The organism is Marinobacter sp., from assembly GCF_048259445.1.
Lineage (GTDB): Bacteria > Pseudomonadota > Gammaproteobacteria > Pseudomonadales > Oleiphilaceae > Marinobacter.
In genome coordinates this window covers 74222-100996 of record NZ_JBLXHQ010000011.1, presented here as the reverse complement: position 1 = coordinate 100996, position 26775 = coordinate 74222, and the positions used below count along the sequence as shown (strand labels likewise).

31 protein-coding genes are annotated in these 26775 nt (G+C 56.1%); 13 read left to right on the top strand and 18 right to left on the bottom strand.

What is annotated here, in order from left to right; all coding sequences use genetic code 11:
* Positions 1–4: 4 nt before the first annotated feature.
* Positions 5–1303 carry a 2-octaprenyl-6-methoxyphenyl hydroxylase gene (gene ubiH / locus ACN0RL_RS10065; protein WP_417516282.1) on the top strand — a complete coding sequence of 433 codons (1299 nt, stop codon included), beginning with the start codon at positions 5–7 and terminating at the stop codon, positions 1301–1303.
* Entirely contained in the window at positions 1296–2519 is a 1224-nt protein-coding gene (locus tag ACN0RL_RS10060) for an FAD-dependent monooxygenase (protein ID WP_417516363.1), read from the top strand. The genes ubiH and ACN0RL_RS10060 overlap by 8 nt, the downstream gene beginning before the upstream one ends.
* Before the next feature lie 36 nt (positions 2520–2555).
* Here ACN0RL_RS10060 and ACN0RL_RS10055 read toward each other — a convergent pair whose 3' ends face one another.
* From ACN0RL_RS10055 to ACN0RL_RS10040, 4 genes are all read right to left on the bottom strand, one after another.
* Positions 2556–3491 (bottom strand): FAD:protein FMN transferase, encoded by a 936-nt coding sequence (locus ACN0RL_RS10055; protein ID WP_417516280.1) that lies wholly within the window; start codon positions 3489–3491, stop codon positions 2556–2558.
* A gap of 64 nt (positions 3492–3555) precedes the next feature.
* Positions 3556–4911: a DUF3570 domain-containing protein gene (locus tag ACN0RL_RS10050; RefSeq protein ID WP_417516278.1), complete on the bottom strand. Its 1356-nt coding sequence runs from the start codon at positions 4909–4911 to the stop codon at positions 3556–3558.
* The gene (locus ACN0RL_RS10045) at positions 4902–5165 is read right to left on the bottom strand and encodes a DUF4266 domain-containing protein (RefSeq protein ID WP_417516276.1); all 264 of its coding nucleotides are present in this window, start codon (positions 5163–5165) and stop codon (positions 4902–4904) included. The genes ACN0RL_RS10050 and ACN0RL_RS10045 overlap by 10 nt, the downstream gene beginning before the upstream one ends.
* A 44-nt stretch (positions 5166–5209) precedes the next feature.
* Positions 5210–5731, bottom strand: a complete 522-nt coding sequence (locus ACN0RL_RS10040) for a TlpA family protein disulfide reductase (protein WP_417516274.1) — start codon at positions 5729–5731, stop codon at positions 5210–5212.
* Between the two features lie 148 nt (positions 5732–5879).
* Between ACN0RL_RS10040 and ACN0RL_RS10035 the strand changes: the two genes are divergently transcribed.
* Positions 5880–6800 carry a DUF808 domain-containing protein gene (locus tag ACN0RL_RS10035; protein WP_417516272.1) on the top strand — a complete coding sequence of 307 codons (921 nt, stop codon included), beginning with the start codon at positions 5880–5882 and terminating at the stop codon, positions 6798–6800.
* A gap of 2 nt (positions 6801–6802) precedes the next feature.
* On the opposite strand, the gene ACN0RL_RS10030 is transcribed toward ACN0RL_RS10035, so the two are convergent.
* The 10 genes from ACN0RL_RS10030 to ubiE form a co-directional block, all read right to left on the bottom strand.
* Complete coding sequence (locus ACN0RL_RS10030) at positions 6803–7522, bottom strand: 16S rRNA (uracil(1498)-N(3))-methyltransferase (protein ID WP_417516270.1); 720 nt, start codon at positions 7520–7522, stop codon at positions 6803–6805.
* Positions 7519–8319, bottom strand: a complete 801-nt coding sequence (tatC, locus tag ACN0RL_RS10025) for a twin-arginine translocase subunit TatC (RefSeq protein WP_417516268.1) — start codon at positions 8317–8319, stop codon at positions 7519–7521. Before tatC ends, ACN0RL_RS10030 begins: the two co-directional genes overlap by 4 nt.
* The gene (gene tatB / locus ACN0RL_RS10020; protein ID WP_417516266.1) at positions 8316–8708 is read right to left on the bottom strand and encodes a Sec-independent protein translocase protein TatB; all 393 of its coding nucleotides are present in this window, start codon (positions 8706–8708) and stop codon (positions 8316–8318) included. The genes tatC and tatB overlap by 4 nt, the downstream gene beginning before the upstream one ends.
* Positions 8709–8719: 11 nt before the next feature.
* Positions 8720–8953 carry a Sec-independent protein translocase subunit TatA gene (gene tatA, locus ACN0RL_RS10015; protein WP_417516264.1) on the bottom strand — a complete coding sequence of 78 codons (234 nt, stop codon included), beginning with the start codon at positions 8951–8953 and terminating at the stop codon, positions 8720–8722.
* 90 nt (positions 8954–9043) lie between these two features.
* Positions 9044–9373: a phosphoribosyl-ATP diphosphatase gene (locus ACN0RL_RS10010; protein WP_417516262.1), complete on the bottom strand. Its 330-nt coding sequence runs from the start codon at positions 9371–9373 to the stop codon at positions 9044–9046.
* Between the two features lie 12 nt (positions 9374–9385).
* Positions 9386–9802, bottom strand: a complete 417-nt coding sequence (hisI, locus tag ACN0RL_RS10005; RefSeq protein ID WP_417516260.1) for a phosphoribosyl-AMP cyclohydrolase — start codon at positions 9800–9802, stop codon at positions 9386–9388.
* 60 nt (positions 9803–9862) lie between these two features.
* Positions 9863–10240, bottom strand: a complete 378-nt coding sequence (locus ACN0RL_RS10000) for a nuclear transport factor 2 family protein (protein ID WP_417516258.1) — start codon at positions 10238–10240, stop codon at positions 9863–9865.
* A 125-nt stretch (positions 10241–10365) separates the two neighbouring features.
* A complete protein-coding gene (gene ubiB / locus ACN0RL_RS09995; RefSeq protein WP_417516256.1) occupies positions 10366–12009 on the bottom strand; it encodes a ubiquinone biosynthesis regulatory protein kinase UbiB in 1644 nt (547 codons plus the stop codon).
* On the bottom strand, positions 12006–12647 hold the full coding sequence (locus tag ACN0RL_RS09990; RefSeq protein ID WP_417516254.1) for a ubiquinone biosynthesis accessory factor UbiJ: 642 nt from the start codon (positions 12645–12647) through the stop codon (positions 12006–12008). Before ACN0RL_RS09990 ends, ubiB begins: the two co-directional genes overlap by 4 nt.
* Positions 12647–13429 (bottom strand): bifunctional demethylmenaquinone methyltransferase/2-methoxy-6-polyprenyl-1,4-benzoquinol methylase UbiE, encoded by a 783-nt coding sequence (ubiE, locus tag ACN0RL_RS09985; protein WP_291944759.1) that lies wholly within the window; start codon positions 13427–13429, stop codon positions 12647–12649. The genes ACN0RL_RS09990 and ubiE overlap by 1 nt, the downstream gene beginning before the upstream one ends.
* A 126-nt stretch (positions 13430–13555) precedes the next feature.
* On the opposite strand from ubiE, the gene ACN0RL_RS09980 reads away from it, so the two are divergent.
* On the top strand, positions 13556–13834 hold the full coding sequence (locus tag ACN0RL_RS09980) for a polyhydroxyalkanoic acid system family protein (RefSeq protein WP_417516252.1): 279 nt from the start codon (positions 13556–13558) through the stop codon (positions 13832–13834).
* Positions 13835–13875: 41 nt separating this feature from the next.
* On the opposite strand, the gene ACN0RL_RS09975 is transcribed toward ACN0RL_RS09980, so the two are convergent.
* Entirely contained in the window at positions 13876–14625 is a 750-nt protein-coding gene (locus tag ACN0RL_RS09975; protein ID WP_417516250.1) for an FFLEELY motif protein, read from the bottom strand.
* A 135-nt stretch (positions 14626–14760) separates the two neighbouring features.
* Complete coding sequence (locus ACN0RL_RS09970; protein ID WP_417516248.1) at positions 14761–15684, bottom strand: alpha/beta hydrolase; 924 nt, start codon at positions 15682–15684, stop codon at positions 14761–14763.
* A gap of 213 nt (positions 15685–15897) precedes the next feature.
* Between ACN0RL_RS09970 and ACN0RL_RS09965 the strand changes: the two genes are divergently transcribed.
* The 7 genes from ACN0RL_RS09965 to ACN0RL_RS09935 all read left to right on the top strand — a co-directional run bounded on the left by ACN0RL_RS09965 (position 15898) and on the right by ACN0RL_RS09935 (position 23308).
* Positions 15898–17316: a WS/DGAT domain-containing protein gene (locus ACN0RL_RS09965; RefSeq protein WP_417516246.1), complete on the top strand. Its 1419-nt coding sequence runs from the start codon at positions 15898–15900 to the stop codon at positions 17314–17316.
* A gap of 69 nt (positions 17317–17385) precedes the next feature.
* A complete protein-coding gene (locus ACN0RL_RS09960; RefSeq protein ID WP_417516244.1) occupies positions 17386–18906 on the top strand; it encodes an aldehyde dehydrogenase family protein in 1521 nt (506 codons plus the stop codon).
* 146 nt (positions 18907–19052) lie between these two features.
* Entirely contained in the window at positions 19053–19691 is a 639-nt protein-coding gene (locus ACN0RL_RS09955; RefSeq protein ID WP_417516242.1) for a TetR/AcrR family transcriptional regulator, read from the top strand.
* Positions 19692–19738: 47 nt separating this feature from the next.
* The gene (locus ACN0RL_RS09950) at positions 19739–20722 is read left to right on the top strand and encodes an MDR family oxidoreductase (RefSeq protein WP_417516240.1); all 984 of its coding nucleotides are present in this window, start codon (positions 19739–19741) and stop codon (positions 20720–20722) included.
* A 43-nt stretch (positions 20723–20765) separates the two neighbouring features.
* Entirely contained in the window at positions 20766–21344 is a 579-nt protein-coding gene (locus tag ACN0RL_RS09945; RefSeq protein WP_417516238.1) for a peroxidase-related enzyme, read from the top strand.
* Between the two features lie 78 nt (positions 21345–21422).
* Complete coding sequence (locus ACN0RL_RS09940) at positions 21423–22799, top strand: class II fumarate hydratase (protein WP_417516236.1); 1377 nt, start codon at positions 21423–21425, stop codon at positions 22797–22799.
* 26 nt (positions 22800–22825) lie between these two features.
* A complete protein-coding gene (locus ACN0RL_RS09935) occupies positions 22826–23308 on the top strand; it encodes a CDP-archaeol synthase (protein ID WP_417516234.1) in 483 nt (160 codons plus the stop codon).
* On the opposite strand, the gene ACN0RL_RS09930 is transcribed toward ACN0RL_RS09935, so the two are convergent.
* Positions 23302–24279 (bottom strand): metallophosphoesterase, encoded by a 978-nt coding sequence (locus ACN0RL_RS09930; RefSeq protein WP_417516232.1) that lies wholly within the window; start codon positions 24277–24279, stop codon positions 23302–23304. The genes ACN0RL_RS09935 and ACN0RL_RS09930 overlap by 7 nt on opposite strands.
* 253 nt (positions 24280–24532) lie before the next feature.
* On the opposite strand from ACN0RL_RS09930, the gene msrA reads away from it, so the two are divergent.
* Both msrA and msrB read left to right on the top strand, forming a co-directional pair.
* On the top strand, positions 24533–25195 hold the full coding sequence (msrA, locus tag ACN0RL_RS09925) for a peptide-methionine (S)-S-oxide reductase MsrA (RefSeq protein WP_417516230.1): 663 nt from the start codon (positions 24533–24535) through the stop codon (positions 25193–25195).
* A gap of 11 nt (positions 25196–25206) precedes the next feature.
* Entirely contained in the window at positions 25207–25632 is a 426-nt protein-coding gene (msrB, locus tag ACN0RL_RS09920) for a peptide-methionine (R)-S-oxide reductase MsrB (protein WP_417516361.1), read from the top strand.
* A gap of 18 nt (positions 25633–25650) precedes the next feature.
* Here msrB and ACN0RL_RS09915 read toward each other — a convergent pair whose 3' ends face one another.
* Positions 25651–26634, bottom strand: a complete 984-nt coding sequence (locus ACN0RL_RS09915; protein WP_417516228.1) for a calcium/sodium antiporter — start codon at positions 26632–26634, stop codon at positions 25651–25653.
* Between the last annotated feature and the right edge of the window lie 141 nt (positions 26635–26775).

The window sequence follows — 26775 nt, the reverse complement described above, 5'->3', positions numbered from 1 at the left end:
GCCTGTGAAACACTCCGATACTGATGTGATCATCGCTGGCGGCGGGCTGGCAGGTGCCACCCTGGCGCTGGCTCTTGCCCGGGTTGCGCCAGCCTTGAAGGTGACTGTTGCAGAGACTTTTCCGCTATCTGCGGATGCCTTGCCTGAGTCCTATCAGCCCAGCTATGACGCCCGCTCGACCGCGCTGGCCTGGGGGTCGCGGCTGATTTTCGAAGAGCTGGGGCTCTGGTCACGGTTATCGGAGCATGCAACGCCTATTCGGCAGATTCACGTTTCTGATCGCGGCCATTTCGGTGCCACTCGTCTGAATGCCAAAGAATACGAACAGCAAGCTCTGGGCTACGTGGTGGATAACCGCTGGATGGGGCTGTGTCTGATGCGAGAGCTGCTCGAAACGGACACCCGGTGGCGAGCGCCGGCCGAAGTCATCGACATGAAGTCTTCTGAGCAGGGCGTGAGTGTTACCCTGAAGAGCGGGGACGAGATCAGCAACACAACGGCTCAATGCCTGATTGTGGCAGACGGTGGCCGTTCCGGCTTGAGAGAAAAGCTCGGCTTCCAGCCCAGCCACCACAACTACGAACAGAACGCCCTGATTGCAAACGTAAGCACCAGCGAGAGCCATCAGTTCACAGCATTCGAGCGCTTTACCGAAGCCGGCCCCATGGCCATGCTGCCGCACGGTTCCCCCTCCCATGCAGGCCATCAGTCAGCGCTGGTCTGGACGCTGAGCGATGAAGAGCTTGAAGCTGTTCTGGCAATGCCTGACAGCGACAAATGCCAGCGGCTTCAGGAGCGGTTTGGCTGGCGTCTGGGCCGGTTCACACGGATTGGTCAGTGCAATCATTATCCGTTGACACTGACCACGGTTGACGAGCCTGTAAGGCCCGGTGTAGCGCTGGTAGGCAATGCTGCACATGCTTTGCACCCGGTTGCGGGGCAAGGCTTTAATCTTGCTTTGCGGGGGCTGATGACGCTGGTGGAGCAGTTCCGGTTGGCGACAGAGCAAGGCAGGTCGCCGGGTGATTTTCAGATTTTGCGCCGCTATCACGAGCTGCATCGCCCGGACTGGCAACAGACCGTAAAGTTTTCGGATTCACTCATCCGCATCTTTGGTCAATCCCCAGCGCCGGTGGCAGCAGCCAGGGATGCCGGATTGGTGGGCCTGGACCTGCTACCCGGTGCCAAGCGCCTGTTTGCGCGCAACGCTATGGGTACTGGCGGGCGCCGCGCTGTTATCAAGAAGCCTGGGTTTAATGAACAGCCAAGTCACCATCAGCGCGAGACTTCAGAACATGAGTAATTCCCGGGTGTTCGATATTCTTGTGGTCGGCGGTGGCATGACAGGTACTGCTCTGGCCCTTGGCTTGTCCCGCCAGGGCTGGCAGGTTGGGCTAATCGAAGGCGGTGATCGCGACACCCTGCTTCAGGCTTCAGCTCCTGTCGAGGGCGTGGCGGATTTTGAGCCTCGAGTCAGTGCCATCTCTGTGGCCAGCCAGCAGTTGCTGGAATCCCTGGGCGCCTGGCAGGGTGTCGTGGCCGGTCGTCATTGCCCCTATCAGGGTATGACCGTGTGGGATGGAGACGGCACCGGGCGTATTCATTTTGATGCGGCCGAGTTGCAGTCACGTGCTCTGGGGACGATTGTAGAAAACCGCAGCCTGGTCCGGGCCTTGTTCGAGGTTATAGAAACCAGCGGTGTTGAGCTGATTGATGGTGTACAGGTTATCGGGTGTTCCCGCAATGATGAGCAGCGCAGTATTGAGCTTGCGGATGGCCGCACACTGGCGGCTCGTCTTGTAATCGCAGCGGATGGTGCCAACTCCCGGTTACGCCAGTGGGCAGGGCTGCCGACCCGTGAATGGGATTACGATCAACAAGCGATTGTGTGCACGGTACGCACGGCCCAAAGTCACAGGTACACAGCCTGGCAGCGATTTTCTCAAGCTGGCCCGCTGGCGTTTTTGCCGCTGGCATCGGAAAACGCTGATGAGCATTTCTGTTCTATCGTCTGGTCGCAGGATACCGAAGAAGCCCGCCGTTTGATGACGCTGGACGATACGACCTTTGCTGCAGAACTGGAGAGAGCAATCGAAAGAGAACTCGGCGCCGTTGAAGCTGTTTCCAAGCGCTTTGCCTTTCCGCTCCGGCAGCGCCACGCCAAAGATTACATCGCGCCCGGTTTTGCGCTGGTAGGAGACGCGGCCCACACTATTCATCCGCTTGCAGGCCAGGGTGCCAACCTCGGCTATGGCGATGTCCGGGTGTTGCTGGAGGAGCTGTCCAGGGCTAAAAACACGGGTTTGAACCCCGATCACGAGCTGGTTCTTGCGCGCTACCAGCGCCGCCGCAAGGGTGAGAATCTGGCAATGATGGCCGCAATGGAAGGTTTTAAGCAGTTATTCGGTCGTGATGAACTGCCATTGAGGTGGTTGAGAAACACCGGTATGCGTTGGCTCGACGGTCTTGGCCCGGTTAAAAACCGGATTGCCTCTGAGGCCATGGGTTTAAAAAGTTAAAGACTCAAAAAGCGCAGAGGAGCGAAAAGGCTCAGCTCAGCGCTGCACCCAAAACTGAACATCCTGTTGCTCAAGAAAAAGCTCTGCGCCTGCACCCTTGAGCATGGCGAAGGTTGCCAGCATACCGGCCAGTGTGCAGGTTGGTGCCGCCACGGTAACGCTGTGGGGCGCGTCCGGCACAGGCCAGCCGGTGTGTGGGTCGAGGATATGGCTGTAGCGAATACCGTTCTTCAGTAAATATCTGCGGCTATCGCCGCTGGTTGCCAGCGCCCCGCCGCGTAGTGACAGAGTTTCACTGCTGTCTGGTCGCCTCTGGTGATCTTCCACGCCAACAATCCACGCTTTGTCATTGGCCCTGGGCCCGCTACAGGCGAGGTCACCACCAAAATTCACCAGAACAGACCCGCCTTCCGGCAGCGACCGTTTGAGATCCAGCAACACCCGGTCTACCGCGTATTCCTTGCCGATGCCGCCGAAATCGATTTCCATTCCTTCTGGCAACGCCAGTTGGGGGCGCTGCCAGGCTAGTTTGTTCCAGCCCACCAGTTTGAGTAGTGCATCCGTTTCTTTCTGTTCGGGAAGATGATCGCTGCCATCAAATCGCCAGGCCCTGCGCAGCACTCCGGAGGTAATGTCGAAGCGGCCGTGACTGAGACCATGGCATTGGGCGGCATAGTCCAGCATCAGAGCCATCTCATCATCGACGGTAACCGGTTCGCCTTTGCTTCGGTTTATCCGGTCAACGGGGTTTCCGGAAACGTAGCGTGAGAACTTTCGTTCCAGGCGCCAGGCTTCTGTGGCGGCAAAGGTAAGGGCCTGTTCGGCGAATTTGCGATCTACGCCTTCCAGCAGGATCTCGCAGGGGCTGGCCATAGCTTCAAAATGGCCTTGCCAGGAGAGCTGGGCGCCCCGAAGCTCAGGCAAAGGGTGCCCGGCTGGGTTGTCTTTGGCACTGACGGTTATGGTGTTCATGATGTCCTCAGGTACCCCGCCAGGCAGCAAGTGCGACGGGGTACTCCGGGTAAAACAGGCTTTGTCAGAAACTATAGCTGAGCTGAAGCCACATGGCATTGGTATCCGGGTACAGATCCTGGCTGGCCAGGCTGCCGAAGCCCTGGTCACCGTCGTTGGTCTGAATCAGATACTCTGCCCGTATGGCCAGTTCGCGATCGTCGTCAAAACGATAGCCCCATTTTGCACCGAACGTCAGCCCCGTCATCTCGCCAAGCCGGTAATCCGCACTGGCATCCGTAAGAGTTGGCGTTCCGGAGTTGTACTCGCTGGCGGTGAGATAGCGTTTGTAGAAGTCTGCCTCTGACTGCAGGTAATAGCGCAAGTGGGGTTCCAGATAGCTATTGTTCAGCCGCCACCGGTATTTCAGGTCAAGAGTATGGGAGGTGATGCCCCAGTCGTCGATCATGAACCGGTAGGAACCATCCATGATGTCCCCGTTGCCGAGCATGTATTTGGTTTGCCAGTACAGCGAGTGTTTCAGGCGGGTGTCGGGCCTTTGCTCGTAGAGGTACACAAAGTTGCCGTCTGCGCCGACCAGGTTGCCGCCATAGTTGGCGCCGCTGGCATCATCAATCACGCTGAGAATTTTATAAGGATCGGTGAGGTAACCGCTGGAGTAGCTGACACCATAGGTGAACTGCATCAGTGTTTGGCGGTTGATCACCTGAGTCACGCCAAACAGGGCATCCACAACCGTTTTGGTGTCATCGCTTTCACGGGTTGCGGCAAACTCCTGATCGAAATCGGCCTGACTTTTGTTGTTACTCAATGGCATGCGGGACAAGCCTACCGGTGCGCCACCGACCGGATCTATCAGATCGACACCCAGAGACAGCCCGCCGGTTAATGTGGTGTTCTTGTTGTCCAGATAGCGGGAGAGGGTGCCGTTTACGGCGGTGGAAATATAGTCGTACTCCCGGGAGCCGTAGGCGCCCAGGCTATAAGCGTAATCCCGGTTAATCGGGGCTTCCCAATTGGCAGAAACGGCAACTCGGGTGTCCTTGAAGGTGTCATCGAGAGGCGCTTCGCCGGGGGCAATTTGGTAGCTGCCATTGCCGGAGGGCGTAGTGAAGGTTTGTGGCAGCTCACTGGGCGTCGCGCCTGAAGGCGATGCACCGGTGAGGGTGTCGGCAACCAGCTTCAGGTTCAGTTTGCGTTCACCGTCAAAGTTACGGGTGGCGCTGATAACCGGCTCTGCGGCCTGAACCCGGTCATCGGTTTCGGAATACACCAGCAGCGCGGTTTCCACATCCCACTCTCCAGGCTGCCCCTTGGCCAGACTGTCTGTTACCTGAACCCCAAGCAGGGCGCAGGTTGCTGCGGCAAGGGCGCGACCCACCGGTCGGCTTTTGTTGTTGTTGTGATTGTTCAGTTGCATCCGCAGCCACCTCCGCCAAATCCGCGCCCGCCGCTGGACGCTTCTTTACTGAAATAAATGTGATCATCCAGCCCCGCGTCGACACCGGAAACCGTTAACTGCATGTCCGGGTCTGCCAGCAGGTCACGCTCCCAGGGCTTTACTCCCAGATTGCTGCAGCCAGCTATAACCGATATCGCGGTGCTCACTGCGATCAGCATCAAAGCCCGGCGGGCGTGCCTCAAAGGGAAATAGAACGAGCGCCTGTCAGACATTTTTTATTCCTCGTATCCGGTTCAGGTTAGCCGGGGGCACCGGGTTAGCTACCGCTGCGCAAAAGGCTGCGAATCGATGCTTCGTAGGTTTCTTTCTGGCCGTTATGAAAACCAATGTGCTGGCTGTGTATGTGGCCATTCCGGTCAATCAGATAAGCGCTTGGCATGCCCATGACCTCGTACGCTTCCGGTGTTTTGCCTTCGGGGTCGAAGGCGACAGTAAAGGTTGCCGGAACTTCGCTCAGAAACGCCGCAGCGGCCTCTGGATTCTGGTCAACATTCACAGCCACCACCTCAAAGCCCTGGCTTTCATAGCGGGCCTGCATCTCGTTCATCCAGGGGAAGGATTGGCGACAGGGGCCGCACCATGAGGCCCAGAAGTCCAGCAGTACAACTTTACCCCGCAATTCTGACAAGCTGATCCTGCCGTCTCTTGTTGGCAGCTTCACGTCCGGTGCGGCGCCGGTATCCACTGCAATGGCTGGCATGGTGAGAAGGGTTGAGCAGAAAAGTGTTGCAGCGATGACGAAGCGCCGGCGAAAAGTGAGTGTTGCAAACATAACCATGGGCAAAGCTCCAGGTGGGTACGGGAGCCAGTTTAGGGAGCAAATCTTAAGGAAGTCTTAAACTGTCGTTGCCGTGCCGGTTTCTGGGGAATAGCGTTTCCGATACACTCATCTACTCCACAACCAACACTCCCGGGAACCCATTGCCATGGCCGGAGCCAGCCTGCTCACACTTCTCGACGACATTGCGACACTGCTCGACGATGTCTCCCTGATGACAAAAGCCGCAACCAAGAAAACAGCCGGTGTTCTGGGGGACGACCTCGCCCTGAACGCGCAACAGGTAACCGGTGTAAAGCCGGCCCGGGAGTTGCCTGTCGTCTGGGCAGTTGCCAAAGGCTCGATGGTGAACAAGGTGATTCTTGTGCCGGCCGCCGTCGCGATCAGTTTTTTTGTGCCCTGGCTGGTTACACCGTTATTAATGCTCGGCGGTGCCTTCCTCTGCTTTGAGGGGGCGGAAAAACTGGCCCATAAATTTCTGCATGCGGAGGAAAATGAAAAGAACAAAAAGCAGCTGCGCGAGGCCCTGAAGCAGCCTGATGTCGATCTGAAAGTCCTGGAAAAGCGAAAGATAAAAGGCGCTATCCGAACGGACTTCATTCTTTCGGCGGAGATTATAGCCATCACCCTCGGGGTGGTAGTGGGCGTGAGCATAGGAATGCAGTTTGCGGTGCTGTCAGTGGTGGCTGTGGCGGTGACAGTGGTTGTCTACGGCCTGGTGGCAGGGATCGTAAAGCTGGATGACGCAGGTCTATACCTTAGCCAGAAAGACAGTGAATTGGCCCAGCGGTTGGGTAATGGCATCCTCTGGCTTGCTCCCTACCTGATGAAAGGCCTGTCGATTCTCGGTACCCTGGCCATGTTTCTGGTGGGCGGTGGCATTCTGGTGCACGGGATACCGCCGCTTTACAAGGCAATTGAACACTTCGCCACAGATTTTGGTGGTCTGTCGGCCGCTCTGATACCTGTATTGGCCAATGGATTGATCGGTATACTTTCGGGCGCGCTGCTGGTGGCGGTACTCACGCCGTTGCTCAGGATGTGGGAAGCACGATCAGCTGGCGCCTGATCTTAAATACAGGCGTCAAACAGCCGGCTGACGAGAACGGGAACGGCTGTTTCCACTCGCAGAATGCGTGGCCCCAGATGAACACTCTTGCAGCCCGCCTCTTCCAGCTTGCCTACTTCATAGGGAGTGAAGCCGCCCTCCGGCCCTATACAAAGCGCAGTCGCTCTGTTCAGATGCGTCGGGCAGGGACAAGCAGTACCCGGGTGTGCAACCAGGGCCTGCTTGTCTTTAAGCAGGGCCGGTAGCTCGTCTTCCACGAAGGGCTTGAACAGCTTGCGGATATGCACGCTCGGCATGACGGTATCTTTTGCCTGCTCGAGCCCCAGAGTCAGGTTCTCCCGCAGGTTTTCATCCGACAACCAGGGTGTCTGCCAGAAACCTTTCTCTACTTTGTAGCTGTTGATCAACCATATATCTTTAATGCCCAGAGTAGCGCTGGTTTGCATAATACGGCGAAACATCTTGGGCCGGGGCATGGCCAGAATGAGCGTGAGGGGCAGTGGGGCCGGTGGCTGCTTATCCAGAGCAACAACCAGTTCGGCCTCTGAATCGGTAAGTTTTACCACCTTGCCGAGCCCCATCCGGCCGTTTACTCGGCCAACCGACAGCTGATCTCCCGTGGACGCGCGGATTACTGCCCGGATGTGCTCAAGTCTTCGGCCCCGCAGGACAACGCGATCCTCAGCAACGAAGTCTTCATCGAACAGTAAGGCCAGGTTCATTCAGATGGTGACTCGTCCGCGTCTGTCTCTGACACTTCCCGAACAGCCAGTCGGCCAAACAAAATGCCCAGCTCGAACAGAATCCACATGGGCACCGCCAGAAGCGTTTGAGAGATAATGTCCGGGGGCGTCAGCATCATGCCAATCACAAAGCAGCCCACTACTACGTAAGGCCGCTTTGCTGCCAGATCCGCGGGCGTTGTGACGCCGCTGAGGATCAGCAGAATGGTGGCAATAGGAATCTCGAAGGCGATACCGAAAGCGAAAAACATCTTCAGTACGAAGTTCAGGTAGCTGCTGATATCCGGCAGCTCAACAATGCCTTCCGGGCCTATGGCTGTAAAAAAGCCGAACACCAGAGGGAATACAACGAAATAGGCAAATGCAGCACCCAGATAGAACAGGATGACGGACGTAAACAGCAGGGGAAAGGCCAGACGTTTTTCGTGCGCGTACAGCCCCGGCGCCACAAAGCTCCAGAGTTGGTAAAGAATGATCGGTATAGCGGCAAAGACCGACAGGAAAAGCGCTAGTTTCAGTGGTGCGAAAAATGGCGAGGTAATGTCCGTAGCGATCATCGTCTGTCCGATCGGCAGCAATGACCGGATAGGCTCGGACAGCCAGAGATACAGTTCGTTGGCGAAGGGATAAATGGCCGCAAAACAGATCACCACGGCCAGAACCATCTTCAGTAGACGGTTCCGGAGTTCCAGGAGATGTTCAACCAGAGGCATGTCTGGCTGTCCGGAAGCGGTATTCTTGTGGTGCGGATCTTTGCCTTCGGTTTTTGCATTCATGAAGGTTTGTCCGGGGATTTTTGCACTGAGCCGGTGTTTGCGTCGCTTTTCAGGCCTTGATCAGCAGCTGGCTGCTTGTCGGTCGTCGGTTTACCGGCTGGCTTGTCCGACATAATCATGTGTTCGTACTTTTTGGCTTCGTCCAGGGCTCCGCGTACGGTTTTCTGAACATCATCAAGCCCGACATCACCGGCGTCCCGAAGTTCTTTTCTGAGCTCATCGGCTTTCAGCTGGCGGTCGAGCTCTGAGGTAAACTGGCTGACCATGCGGCGAGCACCGCCAACCCAGCGCCCAGCTGCACGTGCAGCCGTCGGCAGCCGTTCGGGGCCAAGCACCAACAGAGCAATAACGCCGCAGATCAGAAGCTCAAGAAAGCCGATATCAAACATTCTGTCTGGTCTCAGCTTTTGGTTTTGTCCCTGGGCTTCTCTTCAGTTGCCTGCCGTGTCTGCTCATCGGCCTGGCCTTCCAGAGAGTCCGGGTCTTCGGTTTTGGTGTCGTCGTCATTCATGGACTTTTTAAAGCCACGAATGGCTCCACCAAGATCAGTGCCGATGTTGCGGAGCTTTTTGGTTCCGAACAGCAGAATGACGATGCCCAGTACGATAAGAAGTTGCCAGATACTGATGCCCATTACGGGGTCCTCGTTTAAATGTGTCTGTTCGACGTTATTGTACGTTACCGGAGGCAGTTGGCGGAAACCCCCCAATGGGGTATTACGGCCTTACTGGCTTCGGGATGCTTTCTCTTCAAGGCCGGAAAGATCAAACCGGCTGGCCAGCTCGTCCAGAATATCTTTCGAAGACAGACCCAGATTGGAGAGCATTACCATGCTGTGGAACCAGAGGTCCGCAGTTTCGTTGACAACGGCCCGGGTATTGCCGGAGTGTTCTGCATCCTTGGCGGCCAACAATGTTTCGGTGCACTCTTCGCCAACCTTTTCCAGAATCTTGTTCAGCCCTTTCGCATGGAGGCTGGCGACGTAGGATTTCTCCGGGTCGGCTGATTTACGGGCTTCCAGAACCCGCGTCAGGTTTTCCAGAACATCGCTCACTGCACACTCTCCTCAGTTCTTGCCATAAATGGCATCTGGATCTTTAATGACCGGGTCAACACTGGCCCATTGGCCGTCTGTAAGAGAACGATAAAAACAGCTGCGCCGACCAGTGTGGCACGCGATGCCTCCTTTCTGCTCAACCTTCAGCAAAATCACATCCTCATCACAGTCGAGGCGAATATCCTTTACTATCTGCTGGTGCCCGGAAGTTTCACCTTTGCGCCAGAGCTTGCCTCGTGATCGCGACCAGTAAACCGCCTGGCCCTCTTCAGCGGTGAGCCGGAGCGATTCGCGGTTCATCCACGCCATCATGAGAATGTCGCCGGAGGCAGCGTCCTGAGCAATTGCCGGAACGAGTCCGTCAGCCGTCCACCGGACAGCATCAAGCCAGTCAAGGGTGACTAGATTATCAGAAACGTCTTTCATTTTTATGACTCTCGAGTGCTTGCGTGCATGCCATCTTGACCAGATCTGTAAATTACTGATTCAGCCGGCTGAAGGCAGGTTACCTCCAAGCATGTTTTCAACCACTGCAGCATTATAAAAAGCTTCGACTGTGCGAATTTTGTCGTCCTGAACGCGAAACCAGATTGCAAGGCGCACATCTCCGATCGGTTCAAAGTTGGTCTGGTAATCCAGGATTGCGAAAACATGCTCCCCGTCGGCACTGAGCTGGCGCAGGATAAGATCTTTCTGAATGGCCGCCATACCGAATTGGTAGGTCATCATGTCATCCGGATTAAGGAAGCGCATATTCGGCCCCACATATTCAAAGCCCTCATCAACCAGAAGGGCTTTCGCCTCATCAAAACGCTGGGCATGAATGTCCGCGATGTACTGCGCCACGATTTGCTTGGGCTGCATGAAAAAACTCCATTTCGAACACAGAGATGATTTGGGTGCCTGTCAGTCCATTCAATCACATAGTTCCTGATCGCGAAACCAAAGGTCTCGAACGACGCCCTGGAATACTAACAGAGCTGAACGCTTCAGCGGCTACCGCGTATAACCAACGCACCGGCACATGCCAGAACCGCCCAGGTCCAGAGTGGCGCATTCTCTGCCCATTCGCGAGCTTCCGGCTGGGTTCCGATGAAGGCTGCGGCAACCAGTGCGAGCGCTATAATCCCCCGGCGCCAGCGTCGGTCGGTTCTGCGTTGTTGTTCCCGAAGCAGGGCCAGCGTGTCCTGGTTCTGTTTTTCGGTGGGGCCGGCGCCGCGCAGTTGTAATAGTGCGTCGTGAACCAGTTGCGGCATTTCGGGGGATTGTTCCAGCCATGAGGGCAGGTGGGTCTGCAAGGATTTGATCAGGCCTGCTGGCCCGATCCGTTTGCGCATCCAGCTTTCCAGGAAAGGTTGTGCGGTGCTCCAGAGGTCGAGTTCCGGGTAAAGCTGGCGGCCAAGCCCTTCCACGTTCAGCAGGGTTTTTTGAAGTAAAACCAACTGCGGCTGCACTTCCATGTTGAACCGACGAGCCGTCTGGAACAGGCGTAGCAGGAAATGGCCGAAGGAAATGTCTTTCAGGGGCTTTTCAAAAATCGGCTCGCAGACCGTTCGGATGGCGGCTTCAAACTCGTTCACCCGGGTATCCGGTGGCACCCAGCCGGACTGGATGTGGAGCTGAGCCACTTGCCGGTAATCCCGGCGGAAGAAGGCCAGCAGGTTGCGCGCCAGGTAGCTTTGGTCGTCCGGTGCCAGAGTGCCAACAATGCCGAAATCAATGGCGATGTATTTCGGATCGGCCGGGTTGGTAATGTCGACAAAAATGTTGCCCGGATGCATGTCGGCGTGGAAAAAGCTGTCGCGGAATACCTGGGTGAAGAAAATTTCTACGCCTTTTTCTGCCAGCACCTTCAGGTTTACGCCTGCAGCTTTCAGGGCCGGGACATCGGCAATGGGAATGCCGTGGATGCGCTCCATCACCATCACGGATTTGCGGGTGTAATCCCAATCTATGAATGGAATATAGATCAGTGGGGATTTGTCGAAATTACGGCGCAGCTGGCTGGCATTGGCGGCTTCCCTCTGCAGGTCCAGTTCGTCGTGAATGGTGGAATCGTAGTCTGCCACCACGTCGACCGGATGCAGCCGTTTGCCTTCGGTCCAGTATTTTTCGAGCAGGTTTGCCATCAGGTACATCAGGGCCAGATCCTGACGGATGACTTTCTCGATGCCCGGGCGCAGCACCTTGACCACTACCTCCTGACCGTTAAGCAGCGTTGCGGCATGAACCTGCGCAACCGAAGCTGAGGCCAGAGGGTCTGCACTGAACTCTTTGAACAGTTCGGATACCGGCGCACCAAGGGATGTTTCAATAATGTTGCGTGCTATATCGCTGGGGAACGGTGGTACGCGGTCCTGAAGGGTTTTGAGTGAATCAGCCATGTCGTCGGGCAGCAGGTCGCGGCGCGTGGACAGGATCTGACCAAACTTTACAAACACCGGCCCAAGCTCCTCAAGAGCCAGGCGCAGGCGATCACCACGATCAAGTTTCGGCTGTGGGAAAAGGTGCCAGGGGGCCAGAAGAAAAAATATCTTCAATGGCAAGGGAAGTTCCGCTATTGGAAGAAAGATGTCCAGCCGGTAGCGGCAGAATACCCAGGAAATTCGGAACAGGCGTTGCAGGCGGGTCACGGAGTCTCCGATTGGTCAGTGTGGCTGCGGCTTGCGATTTCGTTTACGCGAGCTTCCAGCCGCTCTGCGCGCAGGCTGAGGGAATCGATATCTTCGAACGTGGCTTCCAGTTCGCGTCGTCCGGGCAGGGCGCGGCTTTCTTCGTGCACGTATTCTTCAATGTTGGCGTTCAGAGTGCTGAAAGCCTGGCGGCTCCAGCTCACCGAGTTGCGAATACGTTTGCCGACAAAGTGAGCGGGTACGTCGCCGATGTGCCTTGCCATGGCAGCTTCCCAGTCTGGATTGAGCTGATCCAGCGCCCGTTGAAACTGATGTGCAAGGTTGGTGTCACCGACGACATCGAGACGGTTATCCGTGAATACACGGTTGTCGCCTGTTGCCAGTGCGGCGAAAGCCAGGGGTTTGCCGCTAATTTCCAGTGCCGGTTCATCTGCGGGCTGACTGCGCACCTGCACCCGGTTTCCGGCTCTGTGCAGGGAGCAGGTAAAGAGCAGTGGGTCGGTAATGCGGAACTGTACCGGCCCTTCAAGTGCGGTCAGCAGCGCCTGCTGGCCAGCAGGATCCAGTTCAAGCGCATGGTTCAGTGCCCGCTCGATTATGGCCGTTATTGCCGTGAGCAGGGTCGGACCGGGAAACATCAGGGTTTGATTCCGACATGCAGGGCGACAATGCCGCCGGTCATGTTGTAATACTTGCAGTTCACCAGACCTGCGTTTTCCATCATGCCCTTGAGTGTATCCTGATCCGGGTGCATACGGATGGACTCGGCCAGGTACTTATAGCTCTCGCTGTCGCCGGCGATAAGCTGGCCAATGAGCGGCAGGGCCGTGAAGGAATATGTGTCGTAGGCCTTGCTGAGCAGCGGATTGGAGGGCTTGGAAAACTCCAGCACCATCAGTTTGCCACCGGGCTTCAATACGCGCGTCATATCCCGAAGCGCCTGATCCTTGTCGGTCACATTGCGCAGGCCGAAGGCAATGGATACGGCGTTGAAATTATTGTCCGGAAAGGGCAGGTGCTCGGCATCGGCTTGCACGTATTCAATGTTGCCGGCATAGCCGCGATCGGTCAGGCGGCTACGGCCAACCTGAAGCATGGAGGCGTTGATGTCGGCAAGTACCACTTTGCCGTCACGCCCTACCAGATCTGAGAACTTCATGGTCAGGTCGCCGGTTCCGCCGGCAATATCCAGCACCTGGTGCCCCGGACGCACTCCGGAGAGTTCAATGGTGAAGCGCTTCCACAGTCGGTGGATGCCCATGGACATGAGATCGTTCATGAGATCGTATTTGCCCGCCACGCTGTGAAATACTTCGGCGACCTGGCCGGCCTTCTGGCTCTTGGGTACATTCCGGAAACCGAAATGGGTGACGTCGTCCTGGCCGTTGCTCGAGCTGGCCGGCGTTTGTTGATCGCTCATGGGGCATGTCCTGTCAGAATCTGAACCCCGTATTCTAACGCTTGGCGGGGTTGCTACAAGGGTGGCTAGACGTTTAATACCGACTTACACTATAAAACCTTTCAATTTTGAAGAGAAAACTGATTCATGTCCGTAATCGATGTACATCGCGCTCACAGTCTTGATAAAGAACATGCCCGCGAAGCGGCAGAAGCGCTTGCCAGGGATCTCTCAAGCAAGTTCGAGCTCAATTACCAGTGGGAAGGGGATCACCTCAAGTTCAAACGCTCGGGCGTTAAAGGCCATCTGAACATTACCGATGATGATCTCAACGTTCATCTGGAGCTGGGTATGTTACTGCGGCCTTTCAAGTCGCGGATAGAGCAGGAGATTCACAGCCAGCTTGATCAGATTCTGAAGGCCTGATTCGCCAAGGGTGAGCCCTGAAACAAGGCGTTCAGGTGTTTTTAAAGGTCGTCCGGGAGCACAAACGGTTCCGGGTGACCGCTGAGAATGTTGTCCATTACCCGCTGCTCCCGGGTTACCAGCCGGTCAATCAGCACGTTCACCTTGTCCATCCTGCGGAACGCAGAATAGCCTCTGTGAAGAAAATCGTGCAGGTCGCTCAGGTCGGCCATCTCCGCGGGTGTCCGGCTCATTGAGAGTAGCCAGCCCAGCGTGCGATTACGCACATAGCGGTCAAGCTGCTGCCCCACATCGGCAACCAGCACCACCTGATGTCTGCGCTGTTCAAGTTTCTGGCTGGCGCGATACACCTCACAGTAGTGCTCAGAAGTTACCGATCCGGCATGCATGTCGCGCGCATCAAGCAGCTCTGCCAACTCAAGATCAAGCTGCTGAGTAATCAGGTTCAGCTCCACCAGACCGGCAAGTGTTCCCAGCAGGTGGTCAGGCAGCCACTTGACCATTTTCGGGAACACCCGGTCGATGTTGTCGTCGCGCCGGGTCATGTTGGCGGGAGCATAAAGATCGGTGAGCAGGAATTCCAGCCCATCCCGATAGCCGGGGCGCTGATACAGGTCCTGATGGGTCTGTTTCAGGCGCCGGGCTTGCCAGTCTGCAATGGTAAGCGCGCTTTCGAGCAGCCGGTGGTCTGCTCTGTAGTGCCGAAAGTCGTGGTAGTCCAGTAACAGCTGCTGCAAGCGGCGGGCGCTTTCTGAGCGCACTTCCGTGCCAACAAGGCGCTCACGATACATGGGCCAGCTCCGGTAAATCTGTGTGTCGGTTTGAATAGAACTGGGTAGTTTACCGGAGGAAACGCGCGTGTGCAGTAAGCCCGGTCAGTTGCCGGATGTCAGTCATAATGTTGAGTGGGCGTGCGGCCCCGGGCTTCAGCCCTGGGCTGCAACAGGCAGAGATTCAAATCCGGGCAACCATTCTTTGCTGTCGAGCGTAATGAAGTGACTCGGTGCCCGGGTCTCGATAATGCGCATGGTGGTCGGGCTTTGCCGCGCGCTGCCGAGCATCGCCGGGCGGTCCAGAATGCGATCTACACCGGGAATCAGGAAGGTGCCGTGGCGCACATTCTGGTAGACGCCAGTGTCTGTGCGCTCCATCCATTCAAGGATGTTCTCAATGTTGCGAACAATAGTCAGGTGGTCGCGGGTTGAGTAAAACAGCTTGCCCAGCAGCTGCTTTTTGCGCGGATTCATTTTTCCAAAGAATGTCTGGCCATAGGCGGACGAGGGCGCACTGTTGATCAGGCGAATCAGCCAGGGCCACATGCCATGACTGACGGGCTCAAGGAGCGCTGTCACCAAGGGATGAATCTTGCCCTGCGGCAGCGCCGGCGCTTCAAGAATTACTTCGATGTCCTCGTAGAGTTCTGGCCGTTGTTTAATCGCTTCAAGAATAACGGCACCACCCCGTGAGTGGCCATGAATGCGTATATTGCGAGAGTTCGGCAGATTCGTCAGGGCCTGGTTCAGAATGCATGCATCGTATTCAATAGTGCCTTCCAGATGTTTGATTGGCACTTCCCATTCGGGCGCTTCCGGTGTTACGCCGTTTACCGGGATATGGTAGTTGCTGCAGGTGAGCAGGATCAGTTCGGTGGTTGGTGCATCGTAGGTCTGGGTGAAGTAGCAATGATTTTCCAGGAAGCCATGGACGCCAATAACAGTTTGCTCCGCTGAGCCGCTGTGATTTCGCACAGACACGGCGCCTTCCCCAACGCGATACACTCGCCCTGAGAACATCTCCGAATACGCACTGTTGATCGGCTTGATCAGCTTGCGGATATGGCTTGCTTTCATAATGCGTCTCCTCCCAGCAAGGCGATAGCCTGTTTTTGGAGTTTGGTATTAAGCTTATGCCAGTATAGAAGTGAAGAGGTTCCTGAGTGTAGTTTTTTTGTAACGTCGCTAAGTGGGCAGTGAGGCAGGAGCCTTTGTGGAGCCGTTGGTGTATGTCTGTCACAATGCTTGTTTCAATACTTTCAACTCTACTACTTCCGGGGACGTTCGGGTTTGAGTCACGATCAAACGCATCTTATGCTTCCTGCGGATTCAGCCTGGCTGGCTCTGGAGACCCCCCGAAACCCCATGGCCATTACCGTCATGATGCGGGTCGATGGCCTGACGGCGCCCCGGCTTCGGGAGTTCTTGCGGGTCTACTGGATGGCCTGGGAGCGTTTCCGGTATATGCCGGTCAAGCGTGCACCGTCCTGGTGGTGGGAGCCGGATCCGGTATTTGATCTCCGGCACCACCTGGATGTAGTGCTTGATCGTTTTACGGAGTCTTCCCTCCAGGAATGGGTTTCTGCTCGCCTGAATCAGCCCCTGCCGCTATATCGTCCTCTGTGGAAGTTCTGGCTGGCACCGAATGCAGAGGGTGGCGCAGTATTATTGTTGCGACTTCATCACAGCTACGCCGACGGGGTATCGCTGACTGGCATTTTTGACTGCCTCTGCCCTGTCTCCCCACAGCAACACCCTGCTGTCTATGGTGCCCGGCAAATCCGGGATTTGTCTCCCTGGATATCAGCGGCCAAGAGCCGTATCGAGCAGTTGGTCACCGGTGATCTCACAGTCGAATCCGTTACTGGCAGGCCATACGCGGAGGCGCCGGAAGGTCAGGAGGAGCCGGCGGGTAAGTTGCTGGATCAGCTGGCCCGTAATGGTTTGAAGTTGGTGAATGAGTTCAGTGACTTTCTGGCAGAGCCGGAAGATACGCCGTCAGATCTCAAGCGCCCACTGTTGGGCCGGCGTCATTGCCGGTGGTCCGTGCCGGTTCCGCTCGACCGTTTCCGGTCAATCGCCAAAGCGACGAATGTAACCATTAACGATGTCTTGCTCAGCTGCGTGGTGGCAGCTGTTCGTCCGCGCCTTGGAATCTCCGGAGCGGCTCTGGAAGATGCAGTGCTGCATGCGGCCGTTCCCGTCGATATCCGCAGCCGCCTGCCGGATGATATGCAACCCGATCCTGACGCCCTCGGTAACTACTTTGGCACTGTGTTTGTTCCCTTGCCTGTGGATGGCGAAAGCGCTCTGGAGCGGCTTTATCGTATTAAACAGGAAACCCGTCGGCTGAAAAAGAGCTGGCAGCCCGGTATTGCCTGGGGCCTGGCTTCCTGTTCATCCCTGATTCCCGAAGCTCTGCGCAAGCCGCTTTCGGATATCTTCTACCGCAAAGCCAGTGCTGTCGTGTCAAACGTTCCCGGTACCCCTGAGGCGCGGTATATCGCCGGTTGCCGAATTATGGAACAGATGTTCTGGGTGCCCCAGGCCGGTGATATCGGGCTGGGCGTCAGTATTGTCAGCTATGCCGGGCAGGTTCAGTTTGGCGTGGTGGCAGATGAAGCTGTACTGGCTGATCCAGAAAGTTTTCTGGAGGACTGTCTTCAGGAACTGTCAGAATTCCCGGGTGGTTCACCTATTGTTGTTTGAGGTCTACAGTGAATGGGTAAACGCGCACAGCCGCGTTGTCATTTACAAACCCAACAAGAGGTGACGACAATGATTTATGCACAACCAGGAAAAGACGGTTCCGTCGTTTCTTTCAAATCCCGTTACGGGAACTATATCGGTGGTGAGTGGGTTGCTCCGGTTAAAGGCGAGTATTTCGAAAACATAACCCCGGTAACCGGCGCTGTTATTTGCGAGATTCCTCGCTCTTCCGCTGAAGATATTGATCTGGCTCTCGATGCTGCGCACAAGGCTGCGCCGGCCTGGGGCAGGACGTCTCCGGCAGAACGCTCCAATATCATGCTCAAAATTGCTGATCGCATTGAGGCCAACCTTGAAAAGCTGGCGGTCGCAGAAACCTGGGATAACGGCAAAGCGGTGCGTGAAACCCTGAACGCTGACATTCCTCTGGCGGCAGATCACTTCCGTTATTTTGCCGGCTGCATCCGGGCCCAGGAAGGGCACATGGGTGAAATCGATCACAACACAGTGGCCTATCACTTCCATGAGCCCCTGGGCGTGGTCGGGCAGATCATTCCCTGGAACTTTCCAATACTCATGGCGGCCTGGAAACTTGGCCCCTGTCTGGCGGCCGGTAACTGCACCGTGCTCAAGCCGGCAGAGCAAACGCCTGCCAGCATCCTGGTGCTGATGGAAATTATTGGTGATTTGCTGCCGCCGGGCGTTATCAACATTGTTAACGGCTATGGCATCGAGGCTGGTGAGGCCCTGGCGACCAGCAAGCGTATCGCCAAGATTGCCTTCACAGGCTCTACACCTGTGGGCTCGCACATTCTCAAATGCGCGGCAGAAAACATCATTCCATCAACGGTAGAGTTGGGCGGCAAGTCGCCTAATATCTATTTCTCCGATGTCATGAAAGCCGAGCCGGCTTTCGTGGACAAGTGTGTCGAAGGTCTTGTTCTCGCGTTCTTCAACCAGGGTGAAGTATGTACCTGCCCATCCCGTGCCCTGGTGCAGGAAGACATGTTTGAAGAGTTCATGCAGAAGGTTGTTGAGCGCACCAAAGCCATCAAGCGCGGCAACCCGCTGGATACCGATGTGCAGGTGGGTGCCCAGGCGAGCAAGGAGCAGTTCGACAAAATCATGTCCTACCTTGAAATCGGCAAGCAGGAGGGGGCTGTTGTTCTCACCGGCGGTGGCAAGGAGGAAATGGATGTCGATTTCAAAGACGGCTTCTACGTTCAGCCCACCCTGTTCAAGGGTGAGAACAATATGCGGGTGTTCCAGGAAGAGATCTTTGGCCCGGTTGTCGGCGTGACTACATTCAAAACCGAAGAAGAGGCGGTGGCGATTGCTAACGATACGGAGTTCGGGCTGGGTGCAGGCGTATGGACTCGCGACACCAACCGCGCCTACCGGGTAGGACGTAATATCCAGGCCGGGCGGGTCTGGATGAACTGCTATCACGCCTACCCGGCGCACGCGGCCTTCGGTGGTTACAAGAAGTCCGGCGTGGGCCGTGAAACCCACAAGATGGCGCTGGAGCATTATCAGCAGACCAAGTGCATGCTGACCAGTTACGACATCAACCCGCTCGGGTTCTTTTGATCCAGAAGCAGCGTCAGGCCCTGAGTAAAGGCGCCCGGCGCTAGTCCCTCTTATAACGCCTCTTCTGAGGCGTTTTTTATTTTAGTAGACGCTCGGTCATGAATGTGCATAATTAATTAGACAGTTGGTCTAATTAAGGGCGATTTGTGGAAAGTGCACCAGTTAAACGCAAGCGCGGTCGGCCGCCTAAAAGCCAGAATGCCGGTTATCAGGACACCCGTCAGGCGTTGATCCGGGTAGGGTTGGCGGCGTTAACGGAGAAAGGCTACTCCTATACCGGGCTTGACGAAATTCTGCGCCAGGCCTGTGTGCCCAAGGGCTCCTTCTACCATTATTTCGAGAACAAAGAAGCCTTCGGGAAAGCGTTGATCGAGGCCTACGGGCATTATTTTGCGGAAAAGCTGGAGCGTTCACTGTCTGATACCTCTCTTCGCCCTCTGGCACGCATTCAGGCTTTTGTCGATGACGCGAAAGCCGGCATGCAGAAGTTTGATTATCGGCGGGGGTGCCTGATCGGCAACCTTGGGCAGGAAATGGCTGCTTTACCTGAGAGTTTTCGTGACTTGTTGCGCGAAACCTTCCTGGATTGGGAGGCTCGGATCGCCCGGGTGTTGAGAGAAGCTCAACAAGCCGGTGACATGTCGGGCCAGATGTCGCCGGGCTCGATGGCACAGTTTTTCTGGATAGGCTGGGAAGGCGCGGTACTTCGCGCAAAACTCGAAAAAAGCTCACAACCGCTGGATCAGTTTGCCGAAGGTTTTATGGCACTGGTGCGCAGCTCCTGATGCAAACAAATGCATTCAAATCATAGAGCGAAATCATTGGAGGCAATATGTTCAAAGGTATTTTGATTGAGGGCAGTCGGGGCGACCAACAGGTGTCCTTGAAAGCGATTGACGAGGCCCAGTTGCCAGAAGGCGATGTCACTGTAGATGTCGCCTACTCGACACTTAATTACAAGGATGCGCTTGCCATTACCGGGCGCGCTCCCATCGCGAAAAGTTACCCGATGGTTCCGGGCATCGATCTGGCCGGAGTGGTAACAGAATCTTCAAATTCCGACTTCAAAGCCGGAGACGAAGTTGTTCTGAATGGCTGGGGTGTTGGCGAAAAACACTGGGGCGGTCTCGCTCAGAAAGCGCGGTTGTCCGGCGACTGGCTGATTCCGTTGCAGGCGCCATTCACAGCTCGTCAGGCTATGGCTATTGGCACAGCAGGCTACACCGCCATGCTCTGTGTGATTGCTCTGGAAAAGCACGGTGTGGCTCCTGATTCAGGCGATCTTCTCGTCACTGGCGCAACGGGTGGTGTTGGCAGCGTTGCTGTCGCGGTGCTGGCCAAGCTGGGTTATTCGGTGACTGCGGTCACGGGCCGGCCCGAAGAAGAAGGCTACCTGAAGTCTTTGGGGGCAAAGCAGATTATGGACCGGGCGGAATTGAGTGAGCCAGGCAAGCCGTTGGCTCGGGAAACCTGGGCCGGGGCAATTGATGTAGCCGGTGGCCAGGTTCTTGCGAACGTGTGTGCGGGCATGAAGTATCGAGGCGTTGTTGCGGCGTGCGGCCTGGCCGCAGGAATGGATTTCCCGTCTACGGTTGCGCCTTTCATTCTGCGGGGCGTGACCCTGTGTGGCGTGGACAGCGTTATGGCACCGAAGGAAGATCGAGTGCACGCATGGAAACGGCTGGCGCAGGACCTTTCTCCCGAACTGCTGGACAGCATGATCACCGAAGTGCCCTTTGACGAGGCAATCGATGCCGCGGGACGACTAATGGACGGCAAGATCCGGGGCCGTGTGGTGATTCCCGTAGCCGGCTAATCCCGGTATTTACCCAACTGAACAACAAAACAGAGGACATAAAATGTCGGCACAAACAGAGCAAGCTATCAGCCGTTTTCCAGTGCCAGAACTGGATGCCATGCCTGAGGATATCCGTAATCGGATTCTGGCAGTGCAGGAGAAATCAGGTTTTATCCCCAATGTGTTTCTGGTGCTCGCTCACCGGCCGGCGGAATTCCGGGCTTTTTTCGACTACCACGATGCCCTGATGGAAAAGGACAGTAATCTCACCAAGGGTGAGCGTGAAATGATCGTGGTGGCCACCAGTAACTTTAACCAGTGCCAGTACTGCGTAGTGGCTCATGGTGCGATTTTGCGGATTCGGGAGAAGAACCCGTTGATTGCGGATCAGGTGGCGGTTAACTACCGCAAGGCGGATATAAGTGACCGCCAGAAAGCGATGCTGGATTTTGCCGTGAAGGTTTCCCAGCGGGCCCAGGAAGTCGGCGATGACGACTTTGCAGAGCTGCATCGCCATGGTTTTACCGACGAAGATATCTGGGATATTTCGGGCGTTGCGTCGTTCTTCGGTCTATCTAACCGAATGGCGAACGTGACAAGCATGCGCCCGAATGCGGAGTTTTACGCATTGGGTCGTTAAGCCTGACCTGAGAGCCTCCTGACGAGCTACACTTATTCTGAACCGTTTGGTAACGATAATGCAGAGCAGGAGGCAGCAGTGAGCGATTATCGAATAGAAACCGACAGCCTGGGCGACGTACATGTACCTGTCGGCGCACTTTGGGGTGCCCAGACTCAGCGCGCAGTCAACAACTTCCCGGTCAGCGGCCAGCCCATGCCACCGGCCTTTATTACAGCGGTCGCGCTTGTTAAACAGGCGGCGGCCGAAGCCAATACCAGCCTGGGGCTCCTGGATAACAGCCGCTGCGATGCTATTAGCGATGCTTGTCAGGCGCTTGTTCGTGGAGAATTTGCCGATCAGTTTCCGGTTGATCGCTACCAGACAGGCTCCGGCACCAGCACCAACATGAATGTGAACGAGGTCATTGCGGCCATTGCTGCCAGCAAAGGCGTCGAGGTGCACCCGAACGATCATGTGAATATGAGCCAGAGCTCCAACGATGTGATCCCCACGGCTATTCATGTGAGTTCAGTGATTGGTGTGACAGAGCGCCTTATCCCCGCGCTCACGCATCTTCGTGGCATTATTTACGAACGTGAGGCGCTCTTTTCTGCGCAGGTCAAAACCGGTCGTACGCACCTTATGGATGCCATGCCGATTACCCTTGGCCAGGAATTGCGCACATGGCGGGAGCAGATTCTCTTGGCTGAAAAGCGCCTTGAAGCGACTGCTACCGATCTGCTTTCTGTACCCCAGGGTGCTACGGCAGTCGGTACAGGCGTGAATGCGCTGCCTGAGTTTTCCGGGCAGTTTGTAAAGTTCCTGAAAGCCAACACCGGTTACTCGTTCCGTTCCATGGAGCACAAATTTGTCGGGCTGAGCGCGGTGGATGGCCCGGTTGCGCTCTCAGCGCAATTGCGTGGGCTGGGTATAGTGCTTACCAAGATTGCTAATGATCTGCGCTGGATGAATAGCGGCCCGATTCACGGGCTTGCGGAGATAAGCTTGCCGGCTTTGCAGCCAGGCAGCAGTATTATGCCGGGCAAGGTTAACCCGGTTGTTCCCGAATCGGTCGCGATGGTGGGCGCGCAGGTGATAGGCCTGGACAGCGCCAATGCCATTGCCGGGCAGTCTGGTAACTTTCAGCTTAACGTGATGCTGCCGCTGATCGGAGGCAACCTGCTGGACATGATCGGGCTGCTTGGCAATGCCACCAGCATGCTGGCGGACAAGGCCATTCGCGGCTTTACCGTAAACACCGCAACACTGGATGCCAGCGTAGGCCGCAACCCGGTGCTGGTAACCGCCCTCAACCCCGAAATTGGTTACAGTCTGGCCGCGGATATTGCCAAGGAAGCCTATAAAACAGGTCGCCCGGTGATTGATGTGGCTGAGGAGAGAAGCGGCCTCAGTCGGGAGCGGCTGGAAGACCTGATGAATCCGCTCAAGTTGACCCGGGGCGGAATTACCTGAGATAAACCGGTCAGGAGTAGCGGCGCTTGCTGATATCCCTGCAGTTATTTTTGATGTTGGTTCTGGCGAATGGCGCGCCAGTGGTTGTCGCAAAGATTCTCCGACAACGCTGGTCAGCGCCGGTGGATGCCGGGCTGAACTGGTTTGATGGTCGCCCATTGCTGGGCAAAAGCAAAACCTGGCGCGGAATCGTTTCCGGTGCCCTGAGCTGTGGACTGTTTGCTTTGGCCGCTGGGCAGGGGTTTCTGTTCGGGTTGTTTTTCGGTTTGCTGGCACTCGCCGGTGACCTGTTCAGCAGTTTTATCAAACGCCGGCTCGGGCTCGTGTCCAGCGAGCGAATGCCTTGGCTTGATCAGGTGCCCGAGGCGGCGATGCCTGTGCTACTGGCGATGGGCCAGGGTCTGGTCGGAGCCTGGGCCGCGTTGTTTATTGTTGTGCTCTTCACGCTATCCAATATGTGGATCTCGCCCTTGCTCTATCGTCTGGGCATCCGGCGCCAGCCTCACTGAGACGGGCCGCGGGTCAGGGTGTGTATCGTCACCTCCGGTGGGCAATTAAGCCGCACGTTGACCACAGATGTGCCGGCCCCGGGCGATGTGTATCCCTGCATTCTGTTTGCCCGCCAATAGCCGCGCCCAAGGTGGCGCGGGCAGTCGGCATCCAGTGTGAGTGGAATGCCTCCGGGCAGGCAGATCTGGCCGCCATGGGTGTGCCCGCACAGGAACATATCGTAGCCGGCGTGGGAGGCTTCCCGCCAGATTTCGGGCGAGTGGCTGAGTAGCAGGCTGATGCCACCAGGGGGAATGTCATCACCGGCGCGGTGCAGGTTGTGAACCTTGTAGAAGTGGGGGTCATCAACCCCTGCGAGATACAGGCATTCACCGTTCCGCTCTATAGGAATCATCTCGTTCATCAGCAGTGCGTAACCCATGTCTTCCAGCGCTGGCACCATGCGCACACTGTCGTGGTTGCCAAGCACGGCGTAGGCCGGGCCTTTGATCGCATCGCGCAACCGCTCCATACCCTCCAAAGCGGCTTCAATCGGGCCCCAGGTCTGCTTGCGATAATCGCCGGTGAGCACGCACAGGTCGTAATCCAGCGGAGAAATTTGCCGTATAACTGCCTGCAGGTTCGCTTCATCCATGTCCACGTGGAGGTCGGTCAGGTGGAGGATGCGGAAACCCTCGAAGCTTGGTGGCAGGTCTGGCAGAAGAAATCGGTTATGGGCTGTGTCCAGACGCCGACTGTTAGCCTGGCCGCGACCAAGGAGCCCCGAGACTTTCAGGCAGAAACGGATAAAGCCGGGTGCCGATGCCAGGTTTTCAAGATGAAATGACGAGTGATCCCTGCCGAACACTCTGGCTTCAGCTTCACGTTCAATGCCCATGCGCTGGCGAGCATGGACCGGCCCCAGCCTCAGGCTCAGGCGGTAATCCAGAAGTTCATCCTGGTGTTCCGGTTTTCTGGCCGGTGAATTCATCAGTTTTCCTCTGGTTTCGGAGCGGAACCTTGCATGAGTTTGCCCAGCCCTGACTTTATTATGATAGGCAACAGAAGGGATGCAACCCGGCAGGTGAATCGTTCGCGTATTTTTCCGGAACTTTTCTATCTCGGCTTTTCAGTGCTCTGTCAAAGCAGGCTGGAACAGACAGAACAGGCCCGGTTGGAAAAATGATGGATTAGCAGCCACAATCTGTAGCCTGTATACATTAATGTACGTAGCCGAGGTTTTTATGACGTCATCTTGCAGTATTCCCGGTCTGAACGTAGCTCGTAGTCGTTTTCCGGAGCCGGAGCAGGATCTGCCTGCCGGAGAAGGTGAACAAAGAGTTGTTCTTGCGGGTGGTTGCTTCTGGTGTGTGGAAGCTGTAATTCTCGCAATGGATGGCGTTAATCGAGTGGAATCTGGCTACGCGGGTGGATCGCGGGAAACTGCCAACTACGAAGCCGTGTGCACGGGAACGACCGGCCATGCAGAAGTGGTAGACGTTCACTACGACCCCAGACGGGTCAGTTTTGGCGAATTGCTCCGGGTATTTTTCTCCGTCGCCCATGATCCGACTCAACTGAATCGACAGGGTAATGATCGGGGCACGCAATACCGCTCGGCCGTTTTTTACGAAACTCCGGAGCAAAAGCAGGTCGTAGAAGCCTATATTCGCCAGCTGGATGAAGTCGGAGTCTATCCGGAGCCGATAGTAACGGCTTTGGAACCTCTGGAAGCGTTTTACCCGGCCGAGGCGAATCATCAGAATTTTGCCGCCCGGAATCCTTACCAGCCATATATCATGGCCGTGGCGGCCCCTAAAATGGAAAAACTTATTGATAGCTTCAGTGACCGGCTAAAGCCGGAATACACTGCTGCCGATTCTGATTCCGGGAACAATCTGGCCTGAGGATATAAATGATGAGTAGTTCAGCTGCAGGTTATGACCTGACGCCTCTGACAGAGGCACAGATACAAGACAAAGCCGCCAACCTGACACCCGAAGAGCGTAAGGTGCTGCTGGATCACGGAACGGAGCATCCGTTTTGTGGCACTTTGCTGGATAACAAACTGGCGGGTGTATACCACTGCCGGCTTTGTGATCTTCCTTTATTCAGCTCAAACGCCAAGTTCGATTCAGGCACCGGCTGGCCAAGCTTCTTTCAGCCGTTCGACAAGGACCACATCCGTTACATTGAGGATACAAGTCTGGGAATGGCTCGCACAGAGGTGCGTTGCCCTCGTTGCGACAGCCACCTGGGGCATGTATTTCCGGATGGGCCTCCTCCGACGGGGCAACGCTATTGCCTGAACTCCATTGCTATGGTGTTCAGGGAAAATAGTTAAGACGAGAGGTTGTTGCTGTCAGCTTGTGCTGGCAGCAACGACTGTAGAGAGCAGATAGCCGGTATACGCAACATAGACCAGCAGAAGAAGAGAACCATCAAACCGGCTGATCACTTTGCGCCAGCCAGTCATTCCGAACCCCATAATCAGCAGGCCAACTGTCAGGGCCAGCATCAATGACCAGTCCCGATAAAGCACTTCCGGGTCAACCGACAATGGCTGGATAACGGCTGCCAGCCCTACGACGGCTAGCGTGTTGAAGATACCTGAACCGAGAATATTGCCGAGGATCAGGTCGTGTTCGTTTTTCCGCACTGCGGCGAGAGCCGACGCCAGTTCTGGCAAAGACGTGCCAATTGCCACGATAGTCAGGCCGATCACCAGATCACTGACACCCAGGCTCTGTGCGATGGTGACTGCGCCCCAGACAAGCAGGCGGGAACTTACAACAAGCAGAATGAGGCCAACAACCAGCCACATAATGGCGGTTTTCATCGCCATCAGTTCGCCGGTCAACTGTGCATCTGTTTCGCCTGCCAGTGAGTCGCCTTTGCCTCGCATGCCCTGAAAAATCGACCAACCCATTACTGCGGCAAACACACCCAGTAATACCCAGCCATCAAATCGCGTGAGTTCGCCATCCAGTAATTGCGCGCCTGCTATCAGGGTTAGCACCACAAGCAGGGGGAGCTCTTTTCGCAGTACCTGGGAATGTACCGCGATGGGTGCGATCACTGCCGTCAGGCCAACAATCAGTGCAATGTTGGTGATGTTGGAGCCGTAACCGTTACCCAGGGCAAGCCCGGGGTTACCATCGGCGGCCGCCATGGCAGACACGGCCAGTTCCGGAGCCGAGGTGCCGAACCCGATAATCACCATGCCGATAAGCAGCGCGGGCATGCCCAGATGTTTGGCGGTGGCAGCAGCGCCTTCCACGAATTTGTCTGCACTCCAGACCAGCAATACAAGGCCGGCGATGATTGCGCCAATAGCCATTCCCATAGATAAGCCTCAGTCAGATGCATTTACCCAAAAATCCCGGTGTTAACCCTGTGTATCCAACCGTATAAGCACCAGAACGGTGTGCAAGATACCGCATATGGATGGTTAAGGTCAGCACCTTTCGGATGAAGTGTTATGATC

Excerpts from the sequence above, each read along its gene's own strand:
- ACN0RL_RS10060 (WP_417516363.1), top strand. The coding sequence starts at position 1,296 with ATGAGTAATTCCCGGGTGTTCGATATTCTTGTGGTCGGCGGTGGCATG.
- ACN0RL_RS10055 (WP_417516280.1), bottom strand. The coding sequence starts at position 3,491 with ATGAACACCATAACCGTCAGTGCCAAAGACAACCCAGCCGGGCACCCT.
- ACN0RL_RS10050 (WP_417516278.1), bottom strand. The coding sequence starts at position 4,911 with ATGCAACTGAACAATCACAACAACAACAAAAGCCGACCGGTGGGTCGC.
- ACN0RL_RS10045 (WP_417516276.1), bottom strand. The coding sequence starts at position 5,165 with ATGTCTGACAGGCGCTCGTTCTATTTCCCTTTGAGGCACGCCCGCCGG.
- ACN0RL_RS10040 (WP_417516274.1), bottom strand. The coding sequence starts at position 5,731 with ATGGTTATGTTTGCAACACTCACTTTTCGCCGGCGCTTCGTCATCGCT.
- ACN0RL_RS10035 (WP_417516272.1), top strand. The coding sequence starts at position 5,880 with ATGGCCGGAGCCAGCCTGCTCACACTTCTCGACGACATTGCGACACTG.
- ACN0RL_RS10030 (WP_417516270.1), bottom strand. The coding sequence starts at position 7,522 with ATGAACCTGGCCTTACTGTTCGATGAAGACTTCGTTGCTGAGGATCGC.
- tatC (WP_417516268.1), bottom strand. The coding sequence starts at position 8,319 with ATGAATGCAAAAACCGAAGGCAAAGATCCGCACCACAAGAATACCGCT.
- tatB (WP_417516266.1), bottom strand. The coding sequence starts at position 8,708 with ATGTTTGATATCGGCTTTCTTGAGCTTCTGATCTGCGGCGTTATTGCT.
- tatA (WP_417516264.1), bottom strand. The coding sequence starts at position 8,953 with ATGGGCATCAGTATCTGGCAACTTCTTATCGTACTGGGCATCGTCATT.
- hisI (WP_417516260.1), bottom strand. The coding sequence starts at position 9,802 with ATGAAAGACGTTTCTGATAATCTAGTCACCCTTGACTGGCTTGATGCT.
- ACN0RL_RS10000 (WP_417516258.1), bottom strand. The coding sequence starts at position 10,240 with ATGCAGCCCAAGCAAATCGTGGCGCAGTACATCGCGGACATTCATGCC.
- ACN0RL_RS09990 (WP_417516254.1), bottom strand. The coding sequence starts at position 12,647 with ATGTTTCCCGGTCCGACCCTGCTCACGGCAATAACGGCCATAATCGAG.
- ubiE (WP_291944759.1), bottom strand. The coding sequence starts at position 13,429 with ATGAGCGATCAACAAACGCCGGCCAGCTCGAGCAACGGCCAGGACGAC.
- ACN0RL_RS09980 (WP_417516252.1), top strand. The coding sequence starts at position 13,556 with ATGTCCGTAATCGATGTACATCGCGCTCACAGTCTTGATAAAGAACAT.
- ACN0RL_RS09975 (WP_417516250.1), bottom strand. The coding sequence starts at position 14,625 with ATGTATCGTGAGCGCCTTGTTGGCACGGAAGTGCGCTCAGAAAGCGCC.
- ACN0RL_RS09970 (WP_417516248.1), bottom strand. The coding sequence starts at position 15,684 with ATGAAAGCAAGCCATATCCGCAAGCTGATCAAGCCGATCAACAGTGCG.
- ACN0RL_RS09960 (WP_417516244.1), top strand. The coding sequence starts at position 17,386 with ATGATTTATGCACAACCAGGAAAAGACGGTTCCGTCGTTTCTTTCAAA.
- ACN0RL_RS09950 (WP_417516240.1), top strand. The coding sequence starts at position 19,739 with ATGTTCAAAGGTATTTTGATTGAGGGCAGTCGGGGCGACCAACAGGTG.
- ACN0RL_RS09945 (WP_417516238.1), top strand. The coding sequence starts at position 20,766 with ATGTCGGCACAAACAGAGCAAGCTATCAGCCGTTTTCCAGTGCCAGAA.
- ACN0RL_RS09930 (WP_417516232.1), bottom strand. The coding sequence starts at position 24,279 with ATGAATTCACCGGCCAGAAAACCGGAACACCAGGATGAACTTCTGGAT.
- msrA (WP_417516230.1), top strand. The coding sequence starts at position 24,533 with ATGACGTCATCTTGCAGTATTCCCGGTCTGAACGTAGCTCGTAGTCGT.
- msrB (WP_417516361.1), top strand. The coding sequence starts at position 25,207 with ATGAGTAGTTCAGCTGCAGGTTATGACCTGACGCCTCTGACAGAGGCA.
- ACN0RL_RS09915 (WP_417516228.1), bottom strand. The coding sequence starts at position 26,634 with ATGGGAATGGCTATTGGCGCAATCATCGCCGGCCTTGTATTGCTGGTC.